At 63.2% G+C, this 21,318-nt stretch carries 20 protein-coding genes; 15 read left to right on the top strand and 5 right to left on the bottom strand.

The genetic code is table 11. From position 1 onward, the window contains the following. Nucleotides 1-15: 15 nt before the first annotated feature. The 6 genes from ACWGXF_RS21075 to ACWGXF_RS21050 all read left to right on the top strand — a co-directional run bounded on the left by ACWGXF_RS21075 (nt 16) and on the right by ACWGXF_RS21050 (nt 5,924). The gene (locus ACWGXF_RS21075) at nt 16-1,200 is read left to right on the top strand and encodes an acetyl-CoA C-acyltransferase (protein ID WP_452102452.1); all 1,185 of its coding nucleotides are present in this window, start codon (nt 16-18) and stop codon (nt 1,198-1,200) included. Nucleotides 1,201-1,307: 107 nt separating this feature from the next. Next, complete coding sequence (locus tag ACWGXF_RS21070; protein WP_256629682.1) at nt 1,308-2,420, top strand: hypothetical protein; 1,113 nt, start codon at nt 1,308-1,310, stop codon at nt 2,418-2,420. After that, a complete protein-coding gene (locus ACWGXF_RS21065; RefSeq protein WP_003061621.1) occupies nt 2,417-3,046 on the top strand; it encodes an MSMEG_1061 family FMN-dependent PPOX-type flavoprotein in 630 nt (209 codons plus the stop codon). The genes ACWGXF_RS21070 and ACWGXF_RS21065 overlap by 4 nt, the downstream gene beginning before the upstream one ends. Before the next feature lie 77 nt (nt 3,047-3,123). After that, the gene (locus ACWGXF_RS21060; RefSeq protein ID WP_256629683.1) at nt 3,124-3,795 is read left to right on the top strand and encodes an SDR family oxidoreductase; all 672 of its coding nucleotides are present in this window, start codon (nt 3,124-3,126) and stop codon (nt 3,793-3,795) included. Nucleotides 3,796-3,840: 45 nt separating this feature from the next. After that, on the top strand, nt 3,841-4,971 hold the full coding sequence (locus ACWGXF_RS21055) for an acyl-CoA dehydrogenase family protein (protein ID WP_202787967.1): 1,131 nt from the start codon (nt 3,841-3,843) through the stop codon (nt 4,969-4,971). 161 nt (nt 4,972-5,132) lie between these two features. Further along, entirely contained in the window at nt 5,133-5,924 is a 792-nt protein-coding gene (locus ACWGXF_RS21050) for an alpha/beta fold hydrolase (RefSeq protein WP_003073149.1), read from the top strand. 24 nt (nt 5,925-5,948) lie between these two features. On the opposite strand, the gene ACWGXF_RS21045 is transcribed toward ACWGXF_RS21050, so the two are convergent. Continuing rightward, nucleotides 5,949-6,440 (bottom strand): DUF421 domain-containing protein, encoded by a 492-nt coding sequence (locus ACWGXF_RS21045; protein ID WP_034357088.1) that lies wholly within the window; start codon nt 6,438-6,440, stop codon nt 5,949-5,951. A gap of 130 nt (nt 6,441-6,570) precedes the next feature. Between ACWGXF_RS21045 and ACWGXF_RS21040 the strand changes: the two genes are divergently transcribed. Together ACWGXF_RS21040 and ACWGXF_RS21035 are read left to right on the top strand one after the other, a co-directional pair. Next, complete coding sequence (locus ACWGXF_RS21040) at nt 6,571-6,984, top strand: YchJ family protein (protein WP_452102451.1); 414 nt, start codon at nt 6,571-6,573, stop codon at nt 6,982-6,984. Next, nucleotides 6,968-8,797, top strand: a complete 1,830-nt coding sequence (locus ACWGXF_RS21035) for a hybrid sensor histidine kinase/response regulator (protein WP_256629685.1) — start codon at nt 6,968-6,970, stop codon at nt 8,795-8,797. Before ACWGXF_RS21040 ends, ACWGXF_RS21035 begins: the two co-directional genes overlap by 17 nt. Here ACWGXF_RS21035 and ACWGXF_RS21030 read toward each other — a convergent pair. Next, nucleotides 8,794-9,489 carry a response regulator transcription factor gene (locus ACWGXF_RS21030; protein ID WP_256629686.1) on the bottom strand — a complete coding sequence of 232 codons (696 nt, stop codon included), beginning with the start codon at nt 9,487-9,489 and terminating at the stop codon, nt 8,794-8,796. The two genes, ACWGXF_RS21035 and ACWGXF_RS21030, sit on opposite strands and share 4 nt — an antisense overlap. A 354-nt stretch (nt 9,490-9,843) precedes the next feature. Between ACWGXF_RS21030 and ACWGXF_RS21025 the strand changes: the two genes are divergently transcribed. Both ACWGXF_RS21025 and ACWGXF_RS21020 read left to right on the top strand, forming a co-directional pair. Beyond that, the gene (locus ACWGXF_RS21025; RefSeq protein WP_123974893.1) at nt 9,844-10,704 is read left to right on the top strand and encodes a hypothetical protein; all 861 of its coding nucleotides are present in this window, start codon (nt 9,844-9,846) and stop codon (nt 10,702-10,704) included. A gap of 101 nt (nt 10,705-10,805) precedes the next feature. After that, a complete protein-coding gene (locus tag ACWGXF_RS21020; protein WP_256629687.1) occupies nt 10,806-11,531 on the top strand; it encodes an HAD family hydrolase in 726 nt (241 codons plus the stop codon). A 7-nt stretch (nt 11,532-11,538) separates the two neighbouring features. Here ACWGXF_RS21020 and ACWGXF_RS21015 read toward each other — a convergent pair whose 3' ends face one another. Together ACWGXF_RS21015 and ACWGXF_RS21010 are read right to left on the bottom strand one after the other, a co-directional pair. Next, complete coding sequence (locus ACWGXF_RS21015) at nt 11,539-12,234, bottom strand: DUF4336 domain-containing protein (protein WP_452102450.1); 696 nt, start codon at nt 12,232-12,234, stop codon at nt 11,539-11,541. Between the two features lie 15 nt (nt 12,235-12,249). After that, complete coding sequence (locus tag ACWGXF_RS21010) at nt 12,250-13,326, bottom strand: AraC family transcriptional regulator (protein ID WP_012836898.1); 1,077 nt, start codon at nt 13,324-13,326, stop codon at nt 12,250-12,252. Between the two features lie 135 nt (nt 13,327-13,461). Here ACWGXF_RS21010 and ACWGXF_RS21005 point away from each other — a divergent pair, with 135 nt between their 5' ends. Further along, nucleotides 13,462-15,240 carry an AMP-binding protein gene (locus ACWGXF_RS21005; RefSeq protein ID WP_256629689.1) on the top strand — a complete coding sequence of 593 codons (1,779 nt, stop codon included), beginning with the start codon at nt 13,462-13,464 and terminating at the stop codon, nt 15,238-15,240. Nucleotides 15,241-15,311: 71 nt separating this feature from the next. Here ACWGXF_RS21005 and ACWGXF_RS21000 read toward each other — a convergent pair whose 3' ends face one another. Then, entirely contained in the window at nt 15,312-17,045 is a 1,734-nt protein-coding gene (locus ACWGXF_RS21000) for a Na+/H+ antiporter (RefSeq protein ID WP_003061651.1), read from the bottom strand. A gap of 97 nt (nt 17,046-17,142) precedes the next feature. On the opposite strand from ACWGXF_RS21000, the gene ACWGXF_RS20995 reads away from it, so the two are divergent. The 4 genes from ACWGXF_RS20995 to ACWGXF_RS20980 all read left to right on the top strand — a co-directional run bounded on the left by ACWGXF_RS20995 (nt 17,143) and on the right by ACWGXF_RS20980 (nt 21,302). Beyond that, nucleotides 17,143-18,750 (top strand): carboxyl transferase domain-containing protein, encoded by a 1,608-nt coding sequence (locus ACWGXF_RS20995; RefSeq protein ID WP_039049467.1) that lies wholly within the window; start codon nt 17,143-17,145, stop codon nt 18,748-18,750. Nucleotides 18,751-18,770: 20 nt separating this feature from the next. After that, nucleotides 18,771-19,709, top strand: coding sequence for an alpha/beta hydrolase family protein (locus tag ACWGXF_RS20990; protein ID WP_229227960.1), 939 nt, complete (start codon nt 18,771-18,773; stop codon nt 19,707-19,709). Next, nucleotides 19,706-20,488 carry an enoyl-CoA hydratase/isomerase family protein gene (locus ACWGXF_RS20985; protein WP_003059063.1) on the top strand — a complete coding sequence of 261 codons (783 nt, stop codon included), beginning with the start codon at nt 19,706-19,708 and terminating at the stop codon, nt 20,486-20,488. Before ACWGXF_RS20990 ends, ACWGXF_RS20985 begins: the two co-directional genes overlap by 4 nt. A 61-nt stretch (nt 20,489-20,549) precedes the next feature. Next, nucleotides 20,550-21,302, top strand: coding sequence for a DUF4126 domain-containing protein (locus ACWGXF_RS20980; protein ID WP_003061657.1), 753 nt, complete (start codon nt 20,550-20,552; stop codon nt 21,300-21,302). The last annotated feature ends 16 nt before the right edge of the window (nt 21,303-21,318 follow it).

Below are 21,318 nucleotides of genomic sequence, written 5' to 3'. Positions count from 1 at the left end.
TCAAGGAGACAAACCATGCATCAGGATCCCGTAGTCATCGTCAGCGCTGCCCGCACTCCCATGGGCGCGTTCCAGGGCGACTTTTCCGATCTGGCCGCCCATGATCTGGGCGGAGCAGCCATCAAGGCGGCAGTCGAGCGCGCCGGCATCCGGCCCGAGCTGGTGGAGGAAGTGCTGTTCGGCAACTGCCTGATGGCCGGCCAGGGCCAGGCTCCGGCTCGTCAGGCCGGCTTCAAGGGCGGCCTGCCGCAAAGCACAGGCGCCGTGACCCTGTCCAAGATGTGCGGCGCTGGCATGGAGGCCACCATTCTGGCGCACGACCAGCTCATTGCCGGCAGCCGCGAGGTGATGATTGCCGGCGGCATGGAGAGCATGACCAATGCGCCTTATCTGCTCAAGAAGGGGCGTGGCGGCTATCGCATGGGGCACGACAAGATCTTCGATCACATGATGCTCGACGGTCTGGAGGACGCCTATGAGGCGGGCCGCTCCATGGGCACTTTCGGAGAGGACTGCGCCGCCAAATACCAGTTCACGCGTGAAGCGCAGGACGCGTTTGCCATTGCCAGCGTGCAGCGCGCCCAGGCTGCCGCGCAAAGCGGTGCTTTTGACGCCGAAATCACGCCCGTCACCGTCAAGACCCGCAAGGGCGACGTGACCGTCAGCCTTGACGAAGGCCCGGCCAAGGCCAAGCTGGACAAGATCTCCAGCCTCAAGCCTGCGTTCAAGAAGGACGGCACCATCACTGCCGCTTCCAGCTCCAGCATCAACGACGGCGCTGCCGCCATGGTGCTGATGCGCGAGTCTACGGCCAAGCAGCTGGGCTGCAAGCCGCTGGCGCGCATCGTCTCGCACGCGACCTTTGCACAGGCCCCCGAGTGGTTTACCACCGCGCCCTTGGGCGCCACCGAAAAGGCGCTCAAGAAGGCTGGCTGGGCCGTGGAGGATGTGGACCTGTGGGAAATCAATGAAGCCTTTGCCGTGGTGCCCATGGCGCTGATGGCCGATCTCAAGGTCTCGCATGACAAGGTCAACGTGAATGGCGGCGCCTGTGCTCTCGGACACCCGATTGGCGCCAGCGGTGCGCGCATTCTGGTCACCCTGCTGCACGCGCTCAAGACACGCGGCAAGAAGAAGGGCTTGGCTACGCTGTGCATCGGCGGCGGTGAGGCCACGGCCATGGCAATTGAGCTGATCTGACGCCATTTGCTCAGAACCGTCACCGGTTTGCTCTACAGTGAACGCATGTTCAACGGATTGCACGCATTCGCGCTGAATGTGTGCAGCTCACATTGCGGAAATCATTCATGAGCGCAGACATTCACCACGACGAGAGCGAGACCATCAAGCCGCTGGAGCCGCAGCAGATTGATGCTTTCTGGGGCGATTTTTCCAACCAGCTGAGCCAGCTGGAGGAGCTCGATCGCCATGAGTTTGTGGAAAGCTCCAATGAGTTGCTGCACCAATATGCACCGGGCCTGAGTCTGGAGCTGGAGGGCAAGCTCGGGGAGGCCGGCTCCCGTCTGGTGATCTCGGCCCATGGCAACACGGCACAGTTCGAGAATGCCCAGGCACTGGTACGCCAGGCGCCGCGTTTCGAGCATTACAGCGTGCAGGCGTTTCGCAGCCGCGCGCTGGGCAGCAATTTCGGCATGCGCATGGACGGCTTCGAGCTGGCCTGCTCCGATATCCGAGTGGGCTATTACGATGCGGGCGGCATCATCGGCCTCAAGCTCTCGTTCGAGAAGCCCATTGCCCGGGACATGGCCGAGCATGCGCAGCACATGGCTTTTATCATGCTGGACCATGTACTGGGCGAGTGGGATTTTTCGGTGCGCGTAGGCCCGGTCGAGTTTGCCTCCGAGGCAGCGACCGATGTCTACGGCTCCGCTCTGCTGTCGGAGTTTCCGCCGCTGTTCGATGGCTTCATCCGCCAGCAACTGGGCCGCAGCTATGAATTCCCCAAGGAGGACAGCGACCGCTGGCTGTCGCTGGAAGTGCGCGCGCAGGATGCCGACGAGGATAGTCCGCCCGACATCCTGACCTTCCACGACGGTGCCAATGCCGTGGCCACGCGCGCCGATCTGTCGCATTTCATGGAGTGGCGCTTCAGCTTCTCCAGCCAGCAAGAGCTGGACGGCGTGCGTGACGCCCAGGATGCGCTGGATGAACAACTCAGCCGTGAACAGCGCGGCATTCTTGCCTTCTCGCGCGTGGAAAACATGAGTGCCCGCGTGGCCACCTACTATGTGGAAGATCCGGCCCATGCGGTGCAACTGGCCGCACAGCTGGGCAGGCAGCATGTGCCGGGGCTGGAAGGCGAGCTCAGCGTGAGCTTCGACCCTTCCTGGAACGAGTTCCTGTCACTGTATGCTGCCATCCACCGCAACGACCGTCCCGAGGAGGTCCTGGCTTCATGATCACTTCGCGCGAACAACTGCTGCAGTTGTACGAGCCTCCTGCCGAGCGGGCGCTGCTCAAGCAGCAGTGGGAGCTGGATCGGCACTGCCTGCGCTTTATCGCGCTGTCTCCGTTTCTGGTCATGGCCACCGGCGGTGCGGGCGGCACCTTGCTCGATGCTTCGCCACGAGGCGGCAAGCCTGGCTTCGTCAAGGCACCGGACGCCAATACCTTGCTCATTCCCGATGCGGGCGGCAACAACCGGCTGGACAGCCTGAGCAATCTGCTCGACGACCCGCGCCTGGGTTTGCTGTTCTTTGTGCCGGGCTTTGACGAAACCCTGCGCGTCAACGGCACGGCCCAGCTGCGTGATGAGGCGCATTACACGGCCTTGTTTGCCAGCGATCATTTCCGCCCCAAGCTGGTGATCGAAGTCCATGTGCAGGAGGCCTATCTGCACTGTGCCAAGGCGCTGATGCGCTCGCGCCTGTGGAGCGAGGAGGCCAGGGTGGCGCGCAACGTCATGCCCACGCTCAATCAGATCATCCATGCCCAAATGGGACTGACCGCCCAGCCTGAATCGCAGGAAAGCATGGTGGCCCGCTATGGCGCCATGATTGCCGCCGAGCAGATCAAGAAAAATTGATAGCTTGCAGCGCTTGTCATGAAAGGATTTTCGATGGAAAACGTTTTGAAACACACCATTCATAGGCGCAAGCAGCTATGGCTTTGATACTGATTCTTGGCGCATCACGCGGCCTGGGCCGAGCCCTGGCCGAGGCCTATCTGGCACAGGGCCACCAGGTGATTGCCACCGTGCGCAAGGCTGAAGACATGGTCGACCTGCAGGCACGCGGCGCCCGGGTGCTGCAGGTCGATCTGGCAGATCCCGCCAGCGTCAGCGGCCTGGCCTGGCAGCTCGACGGGGCCAGCATTGATGTCGCGCTGTACGTGGCCGGTGTCTGGGACGGTCATGACGCAGGCGTGCCGCCTACCCAGCAGCAGTTCGACCTGGTGATGCACAGCAATGTGCTGGGCTTTATGCAGGCCCTGCCGCAGATTGCTCCCATGGTGCAGGAGGCTGGCGGCGTGATCGGCGCCTTCTCCAGCGGCATGTCCCTGCTGGCCGATGCGGACGAGAGCGCCTGGCTGTACCGCGTCAGCAAGGCTGCGCTCAATATGGCCGTGGTCTCGGCATGCCGCCAATGGCCGGGCCTGACGCTGCTGGCGCTGGACCCGGGCTGGGTACAGACCGAGATGGGCGGCGCTGCGGCCCCGCTGTCGGTGGCTCAAAGCGTGCAGGGACTGATGCAGGCCCTGGCGCAGGTCAAGCCCGAAGACCGTGGTCAGCTGCTGCGCCACGACGGCAGATACATCCAGCTTCTAGACGCCTAGCCCAGGCTGAACAACGGGCATATAGCTATAAATATCGGAGACAACATGCTGCTGAATCAGGACCAGGAAATGATCCGCGACGCTTTGCGCGATTTTGTGCGCGAGCAGATCACACCCCATGCCGCGCGCTGGGACAAGGAACACGAGTTCCCCAAGGACGTGCACCAGGGGCTGGCCGCGCTCGGTGCCTATGGCATCTGCGTGCCCGAGGAGCTCGGCGGTGCGGGCCTGGACTATGTGAGCCTGGCGCTGGTGCTCGAGGAAATCGCCGCTGGCGATGGTGGCACCAGCACCGTCATCAGCGTGACCAATTGCCCGGTCAATGCCATCCTCATGAAGTACGGCAATGCCAGCCAGCAGGAGCAATGGCTGCGTCCGCTGGCACAGGGTCAGATGCTGGGTGCTTTTTGCCTGACCGAGCCCCATGTGGGCAGCGATGCCTCGGCGCTGCGTACCACGGCCGTGCGCGATGGCGGCGACTACGTCATCAACGGCGTCAAGCAGTTCATCACCAGCGGCAAGAATGGCGATGTAGCCATCGTCATCGCCGTCACCGACAAGGCGGCGGGCAAGAAGGGCATGAGTGCCTTCATCGTGCCCACCGGCAATCCCGGCTACCAGGTGGCACGTCTCGAAGACAAGCTGGGCCAGCACAGCAGCGATACGGCGCAGATCAATTTCGAGAACTGCCGTATTCCCGCCGCGAACCTGATCGGGGCCGAGGGCGAGGGCTACAAGATTGCACTGTCCGCACTGGAGGGCGGGCGTATCGGCATTGCCGCGCAAAGCGTGGGCATGGCACGTGCGGCCTTTGAATGCGCGCTGCAATACAGCAAGGAACGCGAGAGCTTTGGTCAGCCCATCTTCAACCATCAGGCCGTGGGCTTCAGGCTTGCCGAATGCGCCACGCAAATTGAAGCGGCCCGGCAACTGATCTGGCATGCTGCCAGCCTGCGTGATGCGGGTCTTCCCTGCCTCAAGGAGGCCGCCATGGCCAAGCTCTTTGCCAGCGAGATGGCCGAGCGCGTATGCAGCGCCGCCATCCAGACCCTGGGTGGCTATGGCGTGGTGAGCGACTTTCCCGTGGAGCGCATCTATCGCGATGTGCGCGTATGCCAGATCTACGAGGGCACCAGCGATGTGCAGAAGATCTTGATCCAGCGGGCGCTGGCCTGATCTGCGCCTGGCGGCAAAAGCCCGCCGCTGTCAACTGCTGTGCACGAGGCTGTGGCACATCAGGGGACGGGCCGGTTGCCGATGTCACAAGGCCTGCTTAGGATGTGCTCAGTGTGGGGAGTTCCCCCAGGGGTTTCAACCATTTGCAGCAGGAGTCCGGCATGCCTTTTGCCCAGGTCAATGGTCAGAATATCTACTACGAGGACACGGGAGGTCGCGGCCCGGCCATTGTGTTCTCGCACGGCCTGCTCATGGATCACACCATGTTCGAGCCGCAGATACAGGCTTTGCAGGGGCAGTATCGCTGCATCAGCTGGGATGAGCGCGGCCACGGGCAGACCGCTGATCCCGAGCATTGCGAAGCGTTCAGCTACTATGACTCGGCCGACGATCTGGCGGCCTTGCTCAAATATCTGGGTGTGGAAAAAGCGGTGCTGGTGGGCATGTCGCAAGGCGGCTATCTGTCGCTGCGCTGCGCGCTGATTCATCCGGATGTCGTGGGTGCGCTGGTGCTGATAGACACCCAGGCCATGCTGGAAGACCCCGAGCAGATGCCGCACCACGAGGCCTTGCTCAAGGCCTGGATGGAGCATGGGCTGTCGGATGACATGGCCACCATCGTGGAGCACACGATTCTGGGCCAGGGCTGGCCCGGAGCTGCGCAGTGGCGCGCCAAATGGAAGCAGGCCTCTCCGATCAACCTGGGGCAGAGCTTTGCGACGCTGGCGCTGCGCGACGACATCAGCCCGCGCCTGGCCGAAATCAAGGTGCCCGCGCTGGTGATTCATGGCGACAAGGATGCTGCCATCGGTGTGGAGCGTGCGCGGGCCATGTTCAAGGGCTTGCCCCAGGCCCAGTGGGTGGATGTGGCCGGTGCAGGCCATGCAGCCAATCTCACGCACCCGGAACCCGTGAATGCGGCCATCAGGCAGTTTCTGGACGGCCTGCACTGAGCACCTAAACACGCTCTGAGGCTCTCAGGCCTCCCCCAGCTCAGCCATGCTGCGCTTGCGCAGCACCACGGTGATCTGGCCGTTGGTCTCGATCGTGGCGCGCTCCACCTCATGCGCGTTGAGGCAGCCATTGGAGCGCAGGGCCGCCGCCAGGTCTTCGGCAGTGATCTGCTCCTGCGTCATCAGACTGGGTTGCACAATGCCCTGGTGAATCAGAACCTTGGGTTTGCCATTCACCAGCCTGCGAAGCCTCGCAAAGCGGTAACTCAGGCGGGAGAGCAGCGCATGGCAGGCCAGCAGCGTGCCGGCACTGATCAGGCCGCCGATCAGCGAGTTGTCGCCCGCATTCATGGAGTTCTGTACTGCGTTGGAAAGAATCAGCAGCAGCACCAGGTCGAAAGGTGCGTACTGGCCGGTCTGGCGCCTGCCGGTCAGACGCAGAAACACCAGCAGAAACAGGTAGACGCTGACACCGCGAATCACGAACTCCCACCAGGGAGCAGCCATGGAGAACATAGGCAAACCTTTGAACAGCGAGCTTTGGACTGCCGCTACTGTGCTCTGAGGCAAGCGACTGCGCAAGCCGGCTTGCTCGTTGTTCGACTTGGCCGACAATGCAGCATTGCCAATCAAGACTGCCAAAGTTGTGAAAGAAGCCGAGAACAAGCGGGACTGTCCCTGTGGACGCAAGAATGCCAAGGGGCGGCTGCTGGCCTATGCCGATTGCTGCGGCCGCTACATCGATCACTGGGATGCCCGGCCCGCTCCCGATGCCGAGGCGCTGATGCGCTCGCGCTACACGGCCTTCGTGTCTGAGAATCATGAATATTTGCAAGCCACCTGGCATACCAGCCAGCGCCCGTCGCAGCTCGATTTCGATCCAGCCACCAAATGGCTGGGGCTGGATGTGAAGCAGTTTCAGTTGACCGGCGATGCTTCTGCGGAGGTCGAATTCGTCGCCCGCTATCGTCTGGCGGGTCGTGCCGTGCGCCTGCATGAGCGCAGCCGCTTTGTGCTCGAGGGTGGGCGCTGGTTCTACGTCGATGGCGACCAATTCTGAAGTCGATTCGGCGCAGTTGACCCGGCTGCAGGCCTGGTTGCGCCTGTTGCAGTCCCTGGCTTCGCGTGGCTCCTCCGAAATCGCCGCATTGCTGATTCCAGCCCTGCTGCTGTGGGTCAGTACCCGCAACAGCCCAGCCGTCAGCGCGGGGCTGGCCTGGTGGTGGGGACTGATGATCGTCATGGCGCTGGGCTTTCTGCTGTTCCGCCGCAGCCTGCATCGTCAGTGGCGGTCGGCGCGCGATTGGGAGCCATCGCGACTGCAGGCGGCATTGACGACCTGGCAGCGACAGCTGGCGCTGGCCGCACTGATCAACGGCCTGCTTTGGGTCAGCGTGCTGGCATTTACCTGGGGCGAAAGCCATAGTGAGCTGCGTCTGCTGATCTATCTGGTGCTGCTGGGCGTGATGGCATCGGCTGCCACTTTTCTGGCACCCGTACTGCAGGTATTTGCCGCCTTCATGGCGGGTATCTACTTGCCCATGTTGCTGTGCACGCTGCATTACTTTCCGAAAAAAGGCCCTTATCTGTTGCCGCTGCTGCTGCTGTACGGCGCCATACTTGCGCGCCACGCCTGGGGCGCGCGGCGCTTCGTGCAGCAGCAGATGGCGCACGAGCTGGAGCGTCAGGCACTGGCGGAGCGCTATCGCGAGGCCAAGGAGCAGGCCGAGAATGCGCTGGCCGAGAAAAACTGGTTCATTTCCGCCGCCAGCCATGATCTGCGGCAACCCCTGCATGCCATGGGCCTGATGCTGCAAGCCGCCCACCAGCGCAATCAGGATGACGAGCTGGCACAACTGCTGCAGGAAATGCAGGCCTGCACGCGCGATCTGGGCTCCATGTTCAACGACCTGATGGATCTGTCGCGACTTGAGGGCGACAGCTTCGCACCGCAATGGCAGGCGGTATCCATGAGTGCGGTGCTGGACGAAGCCCGACGCCTGTTCGCGCGCGAGGCAGCGCAGCGCGGTCTGCGTCTGCGCGTGAGGCAACCGGCTCATATGCCGGCGCTGTGCACGGATGCGGTGCTGTTGCGGCAGATGGTTTTCAATCTGCTGCAAAACGCGCTGCGCTACACCGACCAGGGCGGGGTGCTGCTGGCGCTGCGGCACAGGCAGGGGCGCTGGCTTTTGCAGGTGTGGGACAGCGGCTGCGGCATGAGCGAGCAGGAATGCGCACAGGTCTTCATGCGTCACTATCGCAGCCCTGCGCGCCAGCAGCGCGATGCCAGGGATGGCGTGCCGGCGCCATTGCGCGGGCGTGGCCTGGGCTTGTCCGTGGTGGCGCTGGCGGCGCAGCGGCTGGGCGTGGAATGCGGGGTTCAGTCGCTGCCGGGCAAGGGTTCATGTTTCTGGCTGCGCTGGCCGCAGGATGCCGAGCAGTGGCAGACCTCGTCTGTGCTGCCGGCACCGCCGATATCGACTGGGCCGCAGTGGTTTGCCCCCTTGCAGGGGCACTGCCTGGTCGTGGAAAACGATGCGCAGCTGGCCCCGGTACTGGTGCAGATTTTGCAGAGCTGGGGTGTGCAGGTGCAAAGAGCGCGCAGCTTGCCTGAGGCGCAGCAACTGCTGGCCGATGGACTGCGGCCAGACTTTGTGCTGTGCGACCAGCGATTGAAGGATGGCGCAAGCGGGCTTGAGTGTTTGATGCAGCTGCTGGAGGAGCATCCGCAAGCCAGCGGTGCTTTGATGAGCGGCGATGAGGAGATGCTGGAGCAGGTCCAGGATCAGGGCTATCTGGCTCTGGCGACCCCGCTGCAGCCCGACCAGCTGCATGCCGTGCTGGCGCGCTGTATGACGATCCGTCAGCCTTAGTCCAAGTCGACCTCGATGCCTCGCATGCGCGTGATCAGCGCCACGCGGTTGCTGGCGCCCAGGCGCTGCAGCAGGGCGGTGACATGTTCCTTGACCGTGTATTCGGACAGGTTCAGCGCCTGTGCAATGGCGCGATTGGGCTTGCCCTGCAGCAACAGGCTCAGCACCTGAGCCTGGCGCGCAGTGATGCCGAGCTCTCTGGCGCTCATGTGCAGGATGCTGCCCGCGGTTGGAGCCGGAGGGGCGGTGGGGATGGGAGGCAGGGTCTCAAACCAGGTGCGACCGGCCAGCAGGGCTTGCACTGCTGCCTGAAATTCCTGAGACGGGCTGCTTTTGTGCACAAAGCCATGCACACCTGCGGCAGCGGCCTTGCTGGCGATGGCCGGGTGCTTGTCGCCGCTGGTCACCAGAATGCGTGTGCCAGGAGCCAAGGCCAGGATGCTGTGCACAAATTCCAGTGATGCGCCGTCCTCCAGCCAGAAGTCCATCACGGTGATAACGGGCTCACCCAGCGCAGCAATCATGGCCAGAGCCTCATTGCCGTGTACTGCACAGCGCACCCGCTGCACGCCGGCGCTGGTCATCAGCACATGGGCTGCACCTTCAGCGACCAGCGGGTGATCATCCACCACCAGCGCATAGGGCTGTGCGCTCAGTTGAGTGGTGCTCAGGATTTGCAGTAGATCGTGCATGAGCGTTCCTTTGGGGCTTGGTAACAAAGACCCCTCCTCGGTAGGGAGTGGTCTGCTCGCAAGCCTTCTGACAATGTCTGTAAGACGACGCTGCTTGTTATCTCAGTGTCGGGATATGGACATTTTCAACCAACATCAAGACCGAGGAGCAAGCCCGTGCCATCTCTTATGCAAATCACCCGTAGAACGGCAGCCTTGCTGCTGATTTCCACCCTGGCCGCCTGAGGCGGCGGTGGAGATGGCGGCAGCAGCGAAAGCGGAGGCGGAGGCGGTGGCTCCGAAGGCGGCGGAGGCAATACGGGTGGCGGCAACGGTGGCGGCACCGGCAATCAGGCCGTCACGGGAACCTACAAGATGGGCGGCCAGACGGCCACCAGCCATGCGCAGATGCTCGAAGCCGCCAACAGCATGGGGGCCGACGGCTATGCGCTGTTCAGCTCCCTGGCGGGCTCGGTCGGTCCGACCGGTGCGGAGATCGGCGACTTCTACCTCACGGATACCGCGCATGCCGGGCGCAAGTTCAGCTATGTCAATCCTGCGGCGCAGCCATCGCGCACCGCCTTTCTGGCACAGCTGAACCAACAGGGCAGCAGCGGCTATATGTACAAGTCCGATGCAGTGTTCAGCGATGTAAGCGACATCCGCAGCGTCTATGTCAAGGACAACAGCCGCAGCGACCAGTTCAGCTACAGAACGGTGACGCCCGTGGCCACGACCGCCGAAGCCTTCGCCACGGAGCTCAACGGACAGGGGGCCGAAGGCTATCGCTATCTGGGTCCCCAGATCGTCAACAACGAGCTGTTCAGCCTGTATGCCAAGCGCAATGACAGCGTCACCTATACCTATCAGGTCGACAAGCTCGGCAGCGCATCCTCGGCCGCCGATGCTGCAGAAATGAGAACGCGCCTGGCCCAGAAGGGTGCGGACGGCTGGTTCATCCGCGGCACGCAGGGGCTGGGCAGCGACCCGATGAATATGAACTATGTGGATGTCTTCGAGAAAAGCTCGGCACAGAATGGCGCCATCGAGTATCTGGTCGAGGCCTCGGCAAGCAGTGACTCGCTCACGACCCAACTGAGCAATATGAATGCCAACGCGGCCAACGGCTTCTTCTATTTCAGCGGCATCATGACTGCCGACAACAAGACGAGCACTATCTACGCCAAGAACAGCGCGTGGATGATCAATCCGCTGGCCGGAGTGACCTTCCCCTGAACTCGAAAAGGGCGTGAGCGCATAATCACGCCCTCTGTTTCTTGATACTAGGCGCCGTTGGGCGCCTTTTTTGCATCCGACGATGCGCTGGTAATGCTTTCATGACTGCTTTTGACGCTGTGCTTTTCGACTGTGATGGTGTGCTGGTGGACAGCGAATCCATCACCAATCGTGTGCTGTGCACCATGCTCAACGAATCCGGCTGGACCATCAGCCAGGAGCAGTGCACGCGCGACTTCATCGGCAAGACGGTGCGCAGCCAGGCGGCAGTGATCGAGGCCCATACCGGCAAACCGCTGACCGATGCCTGGATGGCCGAGTTCTACGAGCGCCGCAATGCCGCCCTGCGTGCCGAACTGGTGGCCATCGATGGCGCGCTGGAAGCGGTCAGGCGGATTCATGCGCTGTGCAACGGGCGCATTGCCTGCGCCTCGGGTGCGGACCGTGCCAAGGTTGAAATGCAGCTCGCCAAGGTGGGTATGGCGCCCTACTTCGAAGGGCATGTCTACAGCGGCCATGAAATGCCGCGCAGCAAGCCCTTCCCCGATGTGTATCTGGCAGCGGCCGAAGCACTGAAGGCCGATCCTGCCAAGTGCCTGGTGATCGAGGACACCATGACCGGCGTGCAGGCCGGCGTGGCCGCCGGTGCCACCGTCTGGGGCTATTTTCCGGCCGATCAGGGTCATGCCTCGGCAGAGCAACTGCTCGAGGCTGGCGCAGCCTGCGTGTTCGGCGATATGGGGGATCTGCCCGCCATGTTCGAGGCCGTGCGCAGGAGTGCCGCCAGCGCCTCGGCTGGCGAAGACGACGAGCACGACCTGCGCTAAAGCGCGCTCAGTCCCAGATCGACAGCGCCTCGCGCAGCCGTTTCACTGGCTGATCGTTGATCACGCTGTTGTGCAGCAGGATCACGCGCTGCACGGGCCAGCTTTCGACCCGCTTCACCCAGTTGCGCACGGCGGCCCTGTCCCTGACCAGCAGGCGCACGGTGCGCGGCACGGTCAGGCGCTCATGTCCGCCCGTCAGACCCAGATACATGCGTACCGGCAGGCTTAGTGGTCCCTGCCAGCATTGCAGCACGTCGGTGGCGATGAGGCTGCCGCTGGCCGGGTGGAACCACAGCGTCTCATCGAGCATGGGAAGGCCGTCCAGCCGCAGGCATTGCAGCTCGCCTGCCCAGGGTGCTTCGGAGTCCGGAGGCAAGGGCTCCAGCAGCGGCAGATCAGGGCGCTTGCTCAGCACGCCCTGTGTGCCATAGATCCTGGCCTGTGGATAAAGCCTGGCCAGTTTGCCCACGAACAAATGGTGCATGGCGCTGGGTGCGACTATGTGTTGCAGCGGTCCCAGGGCGTCGAGCGCAGCTTTCTGCCCGCCTGTCAGCGGCACTGCAGAGTGCGAGAACAGGCTGCCGTCGGCCAGCCGGATCACCGTCATGCGTGTGCTGACCTTCAGCCCTGCATTGCTGAAGTGATAGCTGAGTGCCCATACCCCATCAGCGATTGCCTGCCAGTTTTCTGAGGATTCCTGCATGGAGAGCTCCTTGCGTCAGGCGGCGCGCTGGCCGGCGGTTTTGCGGAATTCCGAAGGGGAGAGCCCTGTCCAGAGGCGAAAGGCGCGGATAAAGCTTTTGTCGTTGAGAAAGCCGCAGGCCTGGGCCACGCGCTTGATGGGGCGGCTGGTGCGCAGCAGCAGCGCAATCGCGCGTTCACGCCGGATATCGTCCTTGAGGGCCTGCAGCGAAATACCTTCTTCCTTGAGCTGGCGGTGCAGGCTGCGCTGCGACAGGTGCAGCTGGCGGGACAGTGTTTCAGCCGTCTGCTGCTCCTCCCCGCTGGCGGCCAGCAGATGGCGCACGCGCTGCACCAGAGTCTTCTCGCGCTGGTAGGGGCGCACCTGGATCGGCAAGGCGCGCTGCAGCATCCGGTTGAGGGCCGCCTCGTCGCGCGCCAGCGGTGCCTGCAGCCAGCGAGCTTCAAACTGCAGACTGGCGACGGGGGCATCAAAAACGATGCTGCCCGGTGCGAACAGCACCTTGTAGACATCGGCATGCGCGGGCTCGGAAAACGGAAAGCTGGCATGCAGCAGGCTGATCGGTTCGTTGATCAACCAGCTGGCAAAGCCGTGGATATTGCGCAGCACCGATACCATGCAGAACTCGCGCATGCTTTCCAGCGGGCGGCTTTCATGCAGGGTGAGGGTGGCAATGCCGGCCTGCTCGCTGAGCTGAAGCTGTATGTCCTGCGCAATCAATCCGTGATGGCGGCACCAGCGCGCCAGCGCCAGGCCCAGTTGCGGTGCGCTGATGCTGGCGCGGGCCAGCATGCCGTAGCTGCCCCAGGGCAGGCGGCGCTCGAACCAGCCCAAGGCTTCATCGTCCAGCTCGCGCATGGCTGCGTCGGATAGAGCCTCCATCTGCAGGGCCGTGATGCGCTCGTTGGCATCGTTAATCAGGTCTGGCGGGATTTGTGCCTTTTCCAGAGCACCTAGCGCTGACATCTGCCTGGCTTCATAAGCGCTGACAATGGCTTTGACAAACGCCATGGGGGTAATTGCCGGGTGCGATTTGAGCACGGAGCTGGCATGGTGCGGTAGAGGAGTCTTGACCAGAGAGGGGGTGAGCATTTGGCAATTATTGCAACCTTTGTGACCTCTTCTGGACAGGGCTTGCCCTTATTCTGAGGTGCAGAAAACGGTGCTGAATGGACGCCGTGCAGCCAGTTCGCAGGTGGCTGCCGGCACGCAAGGAGACACAAGACCATGCCATCGCAAGTGAACGCGCTGACCGCCAGCTATGCCAAGGGGGGCACGGATGTGCCGCTGATCGAGCAGACGATTGGCGATTTTTTTGCTGCAATGGCACAGCGCCAGGGCTCGCGTGACGCGCTGGTCAGCCGTCATCAGGGGCTGCGCTACAGCTATGCCCAGCTGCATATGGCTGCGCGCCAGCTGGCCAGTGCGCTGCTGTCGCAAGGGCTGGTCAAGGGCGACCGGGTGGGTATCTGGAGCCATAACAATGCCGAGTGGGTGCTGATGCAGCTGGCCACGGCGCAGGTGGGACTGGTGCTGGTCAATATCAACCCGGCCTACCGCACCTCTGAAGTCGAATATGCACTCAACAAGGTGGGCTGCAAGGCGCTGGTATCCATGCCGCGATTCAAGACCAGCGACTATCTGGGCATGCTGCGCGAGCTGGCGCCCGAGCTGGCGAGCTGCGCGCCAGGCCAGCTGCAATCCAAACGCCTGCCGGCCTTGCGCACCGTGGTGTGGATTGACGCGGCCGGCCCAGGTGCGGTCGGCCCAGGTGCGGCCGGCTCAGGTGCGACCGGCCCAGGTGCGGCGGATCTGGACGCCGAACAGCCCGGCATGTTGCGCTTTTCGCAGTTGATGGCACAGGGAACCAGTGCGGATGAGCGCATTGATGCGATTGCGGCCACGCTCAGCAACCGCGACCCCATCAATATCCAGTTCACGAGCGGCACCACGGGCTTCCCCAAGGGCGCGACGCTGACGCACCGCAACATCCTCAACAATGGCTTTTTCATTGGTGAATGCATGCGCCTCACGCCCGAGGACCGACTGTGCATTCCCGTGCCCCTGTATCACTGCTTCGGCATGGTGCTGGGCAATCTGGCCTGCTTCACCCATGGCTCGACCATTGTCTATCCCAATGATGGCTTTGACCCCATCACCGTGCTGGAGGCAGTGCAGGCCGAGAAATGCACGGGTCTGCACGGCGTGCCCACCATGTTCATTGCCGAGCTCGACCATCCGCGCTTTGCCGAGTTCGATCTGTCCACGCTGCGCACCGGCATCATGGCCGGCTCGCCCTGTCCCATCGAGGTGATGAAGCGTGTGGTGCGCGACATGCATCTGAGCGAAATCACCATCGCTTACGGCATGACGGAAACCAGTCCCGTGAGTTGCCAGAGCGATGCCGACACGCCTCTGGAAAAACGTGTTGCCACCGTGGGCAAGGTGCAGCCGCATCTGGAGGTGAAGATCGTGGATCCGTCCACGGGCGAGATCATGCCGCCGGGCCAGTCGGGCGAGCTGTGCACGCGTGGCTATTCCGTCATGCACGGCTACTGGGAAGACGAGGCCAGAACCCGCGAGGCCATCGATGCCGAGCAGTGGATGCACACCGGCGATCTGGCGACCATGGACGGCGAAGGCTATGTGAATATCGTGGGCCGCATCAAGGACATGGTGATCCGTGGCGGCGAGAACATCTACCCGCGTGAAATCGAGGAATTCCTCTATCGCCACCCCAAGGTGCAGGACGTGCAGGTGGTGGGCGTGCCCGATGTGCGCTATGGCGAGGAGCTCTGTGCCTGGATCATTGTCAAGCCCGGCCTGGAACTCGGCGAAGATGAGATCCGTGAGTTCTGCAAGGGGCAGATTGCGCACTACAAGGTGCCGCGCTATATCCGCTTTGTCCAGGCCTTCCCGATGACGGTGACGGGAAAGATCCAGAAGTTCAGGATTCGCGACGAGATGATCGAGTTGCTGGATCTGCGCGTGATCAAGACTGCCTGAATGCCATGTTGAACCATGCCTGCGCCCCCTGCCAAAAGCCCCGCATCTGCGGGGCTTGGGAAGAGGCATGTTCAGTGCTGGTGGGCGCTGGTTTCGCTCTTGGGAAGGCCGGCGGCGCGGCGTGCGACAGCGAGGCGCTTGCGCATGGCGATTTCCTGCATGTCCAGCTCGCTGACCAGGCTGCGCAGCGATTCGTCGTTGATGCGGTGGGCCTGTCTTTCGGCGTAGTAAAAGTCCCGCTCGGCATGAATGCACTCGATGCGGGTTTCGATCTCCATCACATAGCGCAGCTTGCGCTGGCGCACGACTTCGGGCGCTTCGCGCAGCAGTTCTATGCTTTGCGCGGCGCCGCTGCCGTCGTCCAGCAACTGGATGCGGTTACGGTATTCCTGGGTCAGGTGGCCGTTGACCTCCTGGCGCATCGCCACCCATTCGGGGTCGCGGCGCAGCACTTCCTCCTCGCTCAGCGTGAGCTTGGCCATGGCCGCCATGCAGGCCTGTTCGCGGGCCAGGCGCTCCTCACGCACGGTGGGCGACTCTTCGTGCGGGGGCAGATGGCGCAGCACGATGGGAAGGCCCACGGCGCCGATCACCAGCGTGAACAAAATCGTGCCGGTGGCGAGAAAGACCAGCATGTCGCGACCCGGGAAGGGCTGGCCATTGTTCAGCAGCATGGGCACGGACAGCGCGCCGGCCAGCGTGACCGCACCGCGAATGCCGGCCAGCGTGGTGGCCAGATTCAGCAGTGGCGAGGGACGCTCGGACATCTTGCCCTGCCGGTGGGCGCGCAGCAGCGAGCCATGCACACCCAGCACCAGCCAGATCCAGCGCATCAGCAGCAGCGCAAACGAAATCGCGGCCACATAGCCGACCAGAATCCACCAGTCATGGCCGGCCTGATGCAGCGGCACGCCGATGATGGAGGGCAGCTGCAGGCCCAGCAGCAGGAAGATGGCGCCGTTGAAGGCGGCCTCCACCATGCTCCAGGTGCCTTCGGTCTGCAGGCGTTCGCTGATATAGCTGCTGCGCTCCAGGTCGGCGAAATTGGTGGCGATGCCTGCGGCCACGGCAGCCAGAATGCCGGAGACACCGATCTTCTCACCCACGATATAGGCGGCAAAAGGCAGCAGCACCAGCAGCAGCACCATCTGCGTGGCTGCGACATCGCCCAGGCGGCGCGTGATGGTGCCGCGCGCATGGCTGAAACCCCAGCCTATCAGCGCACCCACACCCAGGCCGCCGACGGCCATCCAGGTGAATTCCTTGGCGACTTCGCCCCAGGAGAACATGCCGGTCAGCGTGGCTGCAATCGCAAATTTCAGCGCCACAAGGCCCGATGCGTCATTGAGCAGCGACTCGCCCTCCAGCACATGCATGGTCTTCTCGGGCATGCCCAGATTGCGCGTGATGGCCGAAACGGCCACGGCATCGGTGGGCGAGATCACGGCGGCCAGGGCAAAGGCCACGGTCAGCGGAATCTCGGGAATCATCCAGTGGATGAGATAGCCCAGGCCCAGCACGGTGAACAGAACCAGGCCCAGGGCCAGCAGCAAAATGGGTTTGGCCAGTGCGAAGAATTCACGCTTGGGGATGCGCCAGCCGTCGGCGAACAGCAGCGGCGGAATGAAGAGCAGCAGGAACAGCTCGGGGTCGAACGCGATGTGCAGGCCGGCTTGCGGCCAGGCAATCAGCGCACCCAGTGCGATTTGAATCAGAGGCAGGGGAATGGCCCGGATATAGCGGGCCACAATGCCTGTCAGCGCTCCCAGCAGCAAGACAAGCAGAACAGTTTCAACAGCGTGCATAAGGCATTTTCTTCAACTGCAGTGGCAGCGCTGTGTCTGAGCAAGAAAAAAACCAAGTTCCCGTATCGGGCAAAGTAATCAAGACAAGAGGCAAGCGATGAGCATTCTGGGCACACAACTGAATCCGCGTTCGGCAGATTTCCTGGCCAACGCTGCTGCCATGCAGGCGCTGGTCAATGAGCTGCATGCACGCTGCGATCAGAACGCGCTGGGCGGCAATGAAGCCGCGCGCGCCAAGCATGTGGCGCGCGGCAAGCTGCTGCCGCGCGAGCGCGTGCAGCGGCTGCTGGACCCCGGCACGCCGTTTCTGGAGCTGTCGCCGTTGGCCGCGCTCAATATGTATAACAACGATGCGCCGGGCGCCGGCGTGATTGTCGGCGTGGGTCGCGTCAGCGGCGTGGACTGCATGATCGTCTGCAACGACGCCACCGTGAAGGGCGGAACCTACTACCCGATGACGGTGAAAAAGCATCTGCGCGCGCAGGAAGTGGCCGCGCAGAACCGTCTGCCCTGCATCTATCTGGTCGATTCGGGCGGTGCCAATCTGCCCAATCAGGACGAGGTTTTCCCCGACCGCGAGCACTTCGGCCGCATCTTCTACAACCAGGCCAATATGAGCGCTCAGGGCATCGCCCAGATCGCCGTGGTCATGGGCTCGTGCACGGCAGGCGGCGCCTATGTGCCGGCCATGAGTGACGAGTCCATCATCGTCAAGAACCAGGGCACCATCTTCCTGGGCGGCCCTCCTCTGGTCAAGGCCGCCACCGGCGAGGTGGTCAGTGCCGAGGACCTGGGCGGCGGCGATGTGCACACGCGCCTGTCGGGCGTGGCCGACCATCTGGCCGAGAACGATCTGCATGCACTGGCGCTGGCACGCCAGGCGGTGGCAAACCTGAACAAGGACAAGCCCCAGTCGCAGACCGACCATGCGCCTGCGGCGCCGCTGTTCGAGAGCGAAGAGCTGTATGGCGTGATTCCCGTCGATACGCGCAAGCCCTTCGATGTGCGCGAGATCATCGCCCGTATCGTGGACGGCAGCCAGTTCGACGAGTTCAAGGCCCGCTTCGGCAACACCCTGGTCTGCGGCTTTGCGCGCATCGAGGGCATGCAGGTCGGCATCATCGCCAACAACGGCATTCTGTTTTCCGAGTCGGCCGTCAAGGGGGCACACTTCATCGAGCTGTGCTGCCAGCGCAAGGTGCCACTGGTGTTCCTGCAGAACATCACGGGCTTTATGGTCGGCCGTAAATACGAAAACGAAGGCATTGCCCGTCATGGCGCCAAGCTGGTCACAGCCGTGGCCACGGCTGCGGTGCCCAAGTTCACCATCATCATCGGCGGCAGCTTTGGCGCGGGCAATTACGGCATGTGCGGCCGCGCCTATTCGCCCCGTTTTCTCTGGATGTGGCCCAACGCGCGCATCAGCGTCATGGGCGGCGAGCAGGCGGCCAGCGTGCTCGCCACCGTCAAGCGCGACGGCATCGAAGCCAAGGGCGGCAGCTGGAGTGCCGAAGAAGAGGAGCGCTTCAAGGCGCCCATTCGCCAGCAGTATGAAGACCAGGGCCATCCCTATTACGCCACGGCTCGTCTCTGGGACGACGGCGTGATCGATCCCGCCGATACGCGCCGCGTGCTGGCGCTGGGCCTGGCTGCGGCACGCAATGCGCCGATTGAGGACACGCGCTTCGGCGTATTCCGCATGTAAGCGGCTAGAGGCTGCCAATCATGTCGCGTCGCCATTTCCTCACCTGCTTGCCGCCAGTCCTGCTGTCGGCTGTGCTGGCCATGCCCATGGCTGGCGCTGCCGAGCCAGCGGTGCAGCGCATGGACGCGCGCATTCCGGTCTGGGTGCCAGCGAGCGGCGATTCGCCCGCGCACAGCGCCGAGTTGGCAGGCCATGTCTATCGTCCTCATGGGCAGGGTCCTTGGGGATTGATCGTGCTCAACCATGGCACACCCAGCGGCAAAGAGGCGCGCGAAACCATGCGCGATCGCTACGGCCCGCAGGCGCGCGCTCTGGCCGAGCTGGGCTATGTGGTGGTGACGGGTTTGCGCCGCGGCTATGGCGCATCGGACGGTCCTCTGGCCGACCGCTACGGCAGCTGCGATGACCCCGACTACGCCCATGCGGCCCAGGAGGCAGCGCGCGATGTGGCGGCCATCATGACTTACGGGCAAAAGCTGCCTTATGTCGATGGCTCGCATGTGCTGCTGCTGGGCAAGTCTGCCGGCGGCTTTGCGTCGCTGGCGCTGGCGGCGCAGCAGCCCGCGGGCTTGCGCGGCGTCGTCAACTTTGCCGGCGGCCGCGGTTCGCAGCCGCAGATGCGTGAGAAAGCCGCGGTTTGCGGCGAGGTGCAACTGCTCAAGACCGTGGCCGGCTTTGCCGCCACCAGCCGTGTGCCCCAGCTGTGGATTTATGCCGAAAACGATAGCTACTTTCGCCCGCCGCTGGTGCGCAAGATGGCTGAAAGCTATCTGGCCGCAGGCCAGAACCTGAAACTGGTGTTTGCTCCATCCAGCGGCGCTGAGGGACACCAGTTCTTTGACCGTGCAGCCAATATCGGGCAATGGTTGCCGCAGGTCCGTGAATTCCTGATGCAGCAGCTGCCGGGTACGGCGGCTGCGCAACTGCAACGCCCTAACTCACTGGGAGACAAGCCATGACTGCTTTGACTTTGACCGTGGATGGCGGCATCGCCCGCGTCACGCTGGCTCAGCCCGCCATTCGCAACGCCTTCAGCGATGCGGCGATTGCCGAGATCACCGCCGCCTTCCTTCAGGTCGGCGAGCGTGCCGATGTGCGCGCCGTGGTGCTGGCCGCCGAAGGACCCGCATTCTGCGCGGGCGCGGACCTGAACTGGATGCGCCGCATGGCCGATTACTCGCGCGACGAAAACCGCGTCGATGCGGGTCTGCTGGCCGAGATGCTGCGCGTCATCTACGAATGCCCCAAACCCACGATTGCGCGTGTGCAGGGCGATGTCTATGCGGGGGGCATGGGCCTGGTGGCCTGCTGCGATATGGCAGTGGCGGCTGATACGGCGGGTTTCTGCCTCAGCGAGGTCAAGATCGGCCTGATTCCCGCCACCATCAGCCCCTATGTGATCCGCGCCATGGGTGCCAGGGCTGCGCACCGCTACTTTCTCACTGGCGAGCGCTTTTCGGCGCAGGAGGCACATCGCATCGGCTATGTACATGAGGTGGTCGATGCCGACGGGCTGGACGCCGTGGTCGACGGCTGGCTCAAGCATTTGCTGAGCGCCGGCCCCGCAGCGGTGCGGGCCTGCAAGCGCCTGGTATTGGACATGGCCGAGCGCGAGATCAGCGAGCAGCTGATTGCGGCGACTGTGGAGTCGATTGCCACCATCCGCGCCAGTAGCGAAGGCAAGGAAGGCGTGCAGGCCTTTCTCAACAAGCGCAAACCCAACTGGCTGCCCGGATGAGATGACAAACCTTGTGTCCGGGGCGCTTTAGAGTCCGGGCGAGACATAAGGAATGAACACCATGGATATCTGGCAAACCATCATCGACTGGCTGCACCGCATCGGCCTGCATATCGACCCCGAAACGGCCAGGGCCGTGGGCGATGCTGCTGGTCAGGTCGGAGATGTGGCTGCCAGGGCCGGGCAAGCCGTGGGGCAGATGGACATGGCCTCGATGCTTGCGCTGGCCGCGGCCCTGGGCTGGGCCAGCGGCTTTCGCCTCTATGCCGTGGTGTTTGTCGTGGGCCTGTTGGGTGCAAGTGGTCTGATGCCGCTGCCCGGCGGTCTGCATGTGCTGCAGCATCCCATGGTGCTGGTCATCAGCGGCGGTCTGCTGTTCGTGGAGTTCTTTGCCGACAAGATTCCCGTGGTCGATTCGGTCTGGGACCTGTTCCAGAGCGTGCTGCGCATTCCCGCCGGGGCGGCGCTGGCGGCCTCGGTCTTTGCTGCCGACAGCACCACCATGGCCATGGCTGCTGCCTTGATGGGCGGAACGCTGGCCGCGACCAGCCAGGCCGCCAAGACCACCACGCGTGCCCTCATCAACACCTCGCCCGAACCGTTCTCCAACCTGGGAGCCAGTCTGGCTGAAGACACGGTGTCGCTGGGCGCCATCTGGCTGGCGCTGACCAATCCGCTGGTGTTTGCCGCCGTGCTGCTGGTCGTGGTGATTGCGATGTGGCTGGTGATCTGGGCGCTTTGGCGCTTTCTCAAGGCGATTTTTCGACGCCTGCGCGGCACTGGCGATGCGCAGGAGCCATTGCAAAAAACATAGCTGCTTGCGTTTGATG

The sequence above is a fragment of the Comamonas sp. HJ-2 genome, from assembly GCF_053615495.1.
Note: the sequence above shows the minus strand (reverse complement) of the source record. Positions and strands in the feature narration are given on the sequence as shown.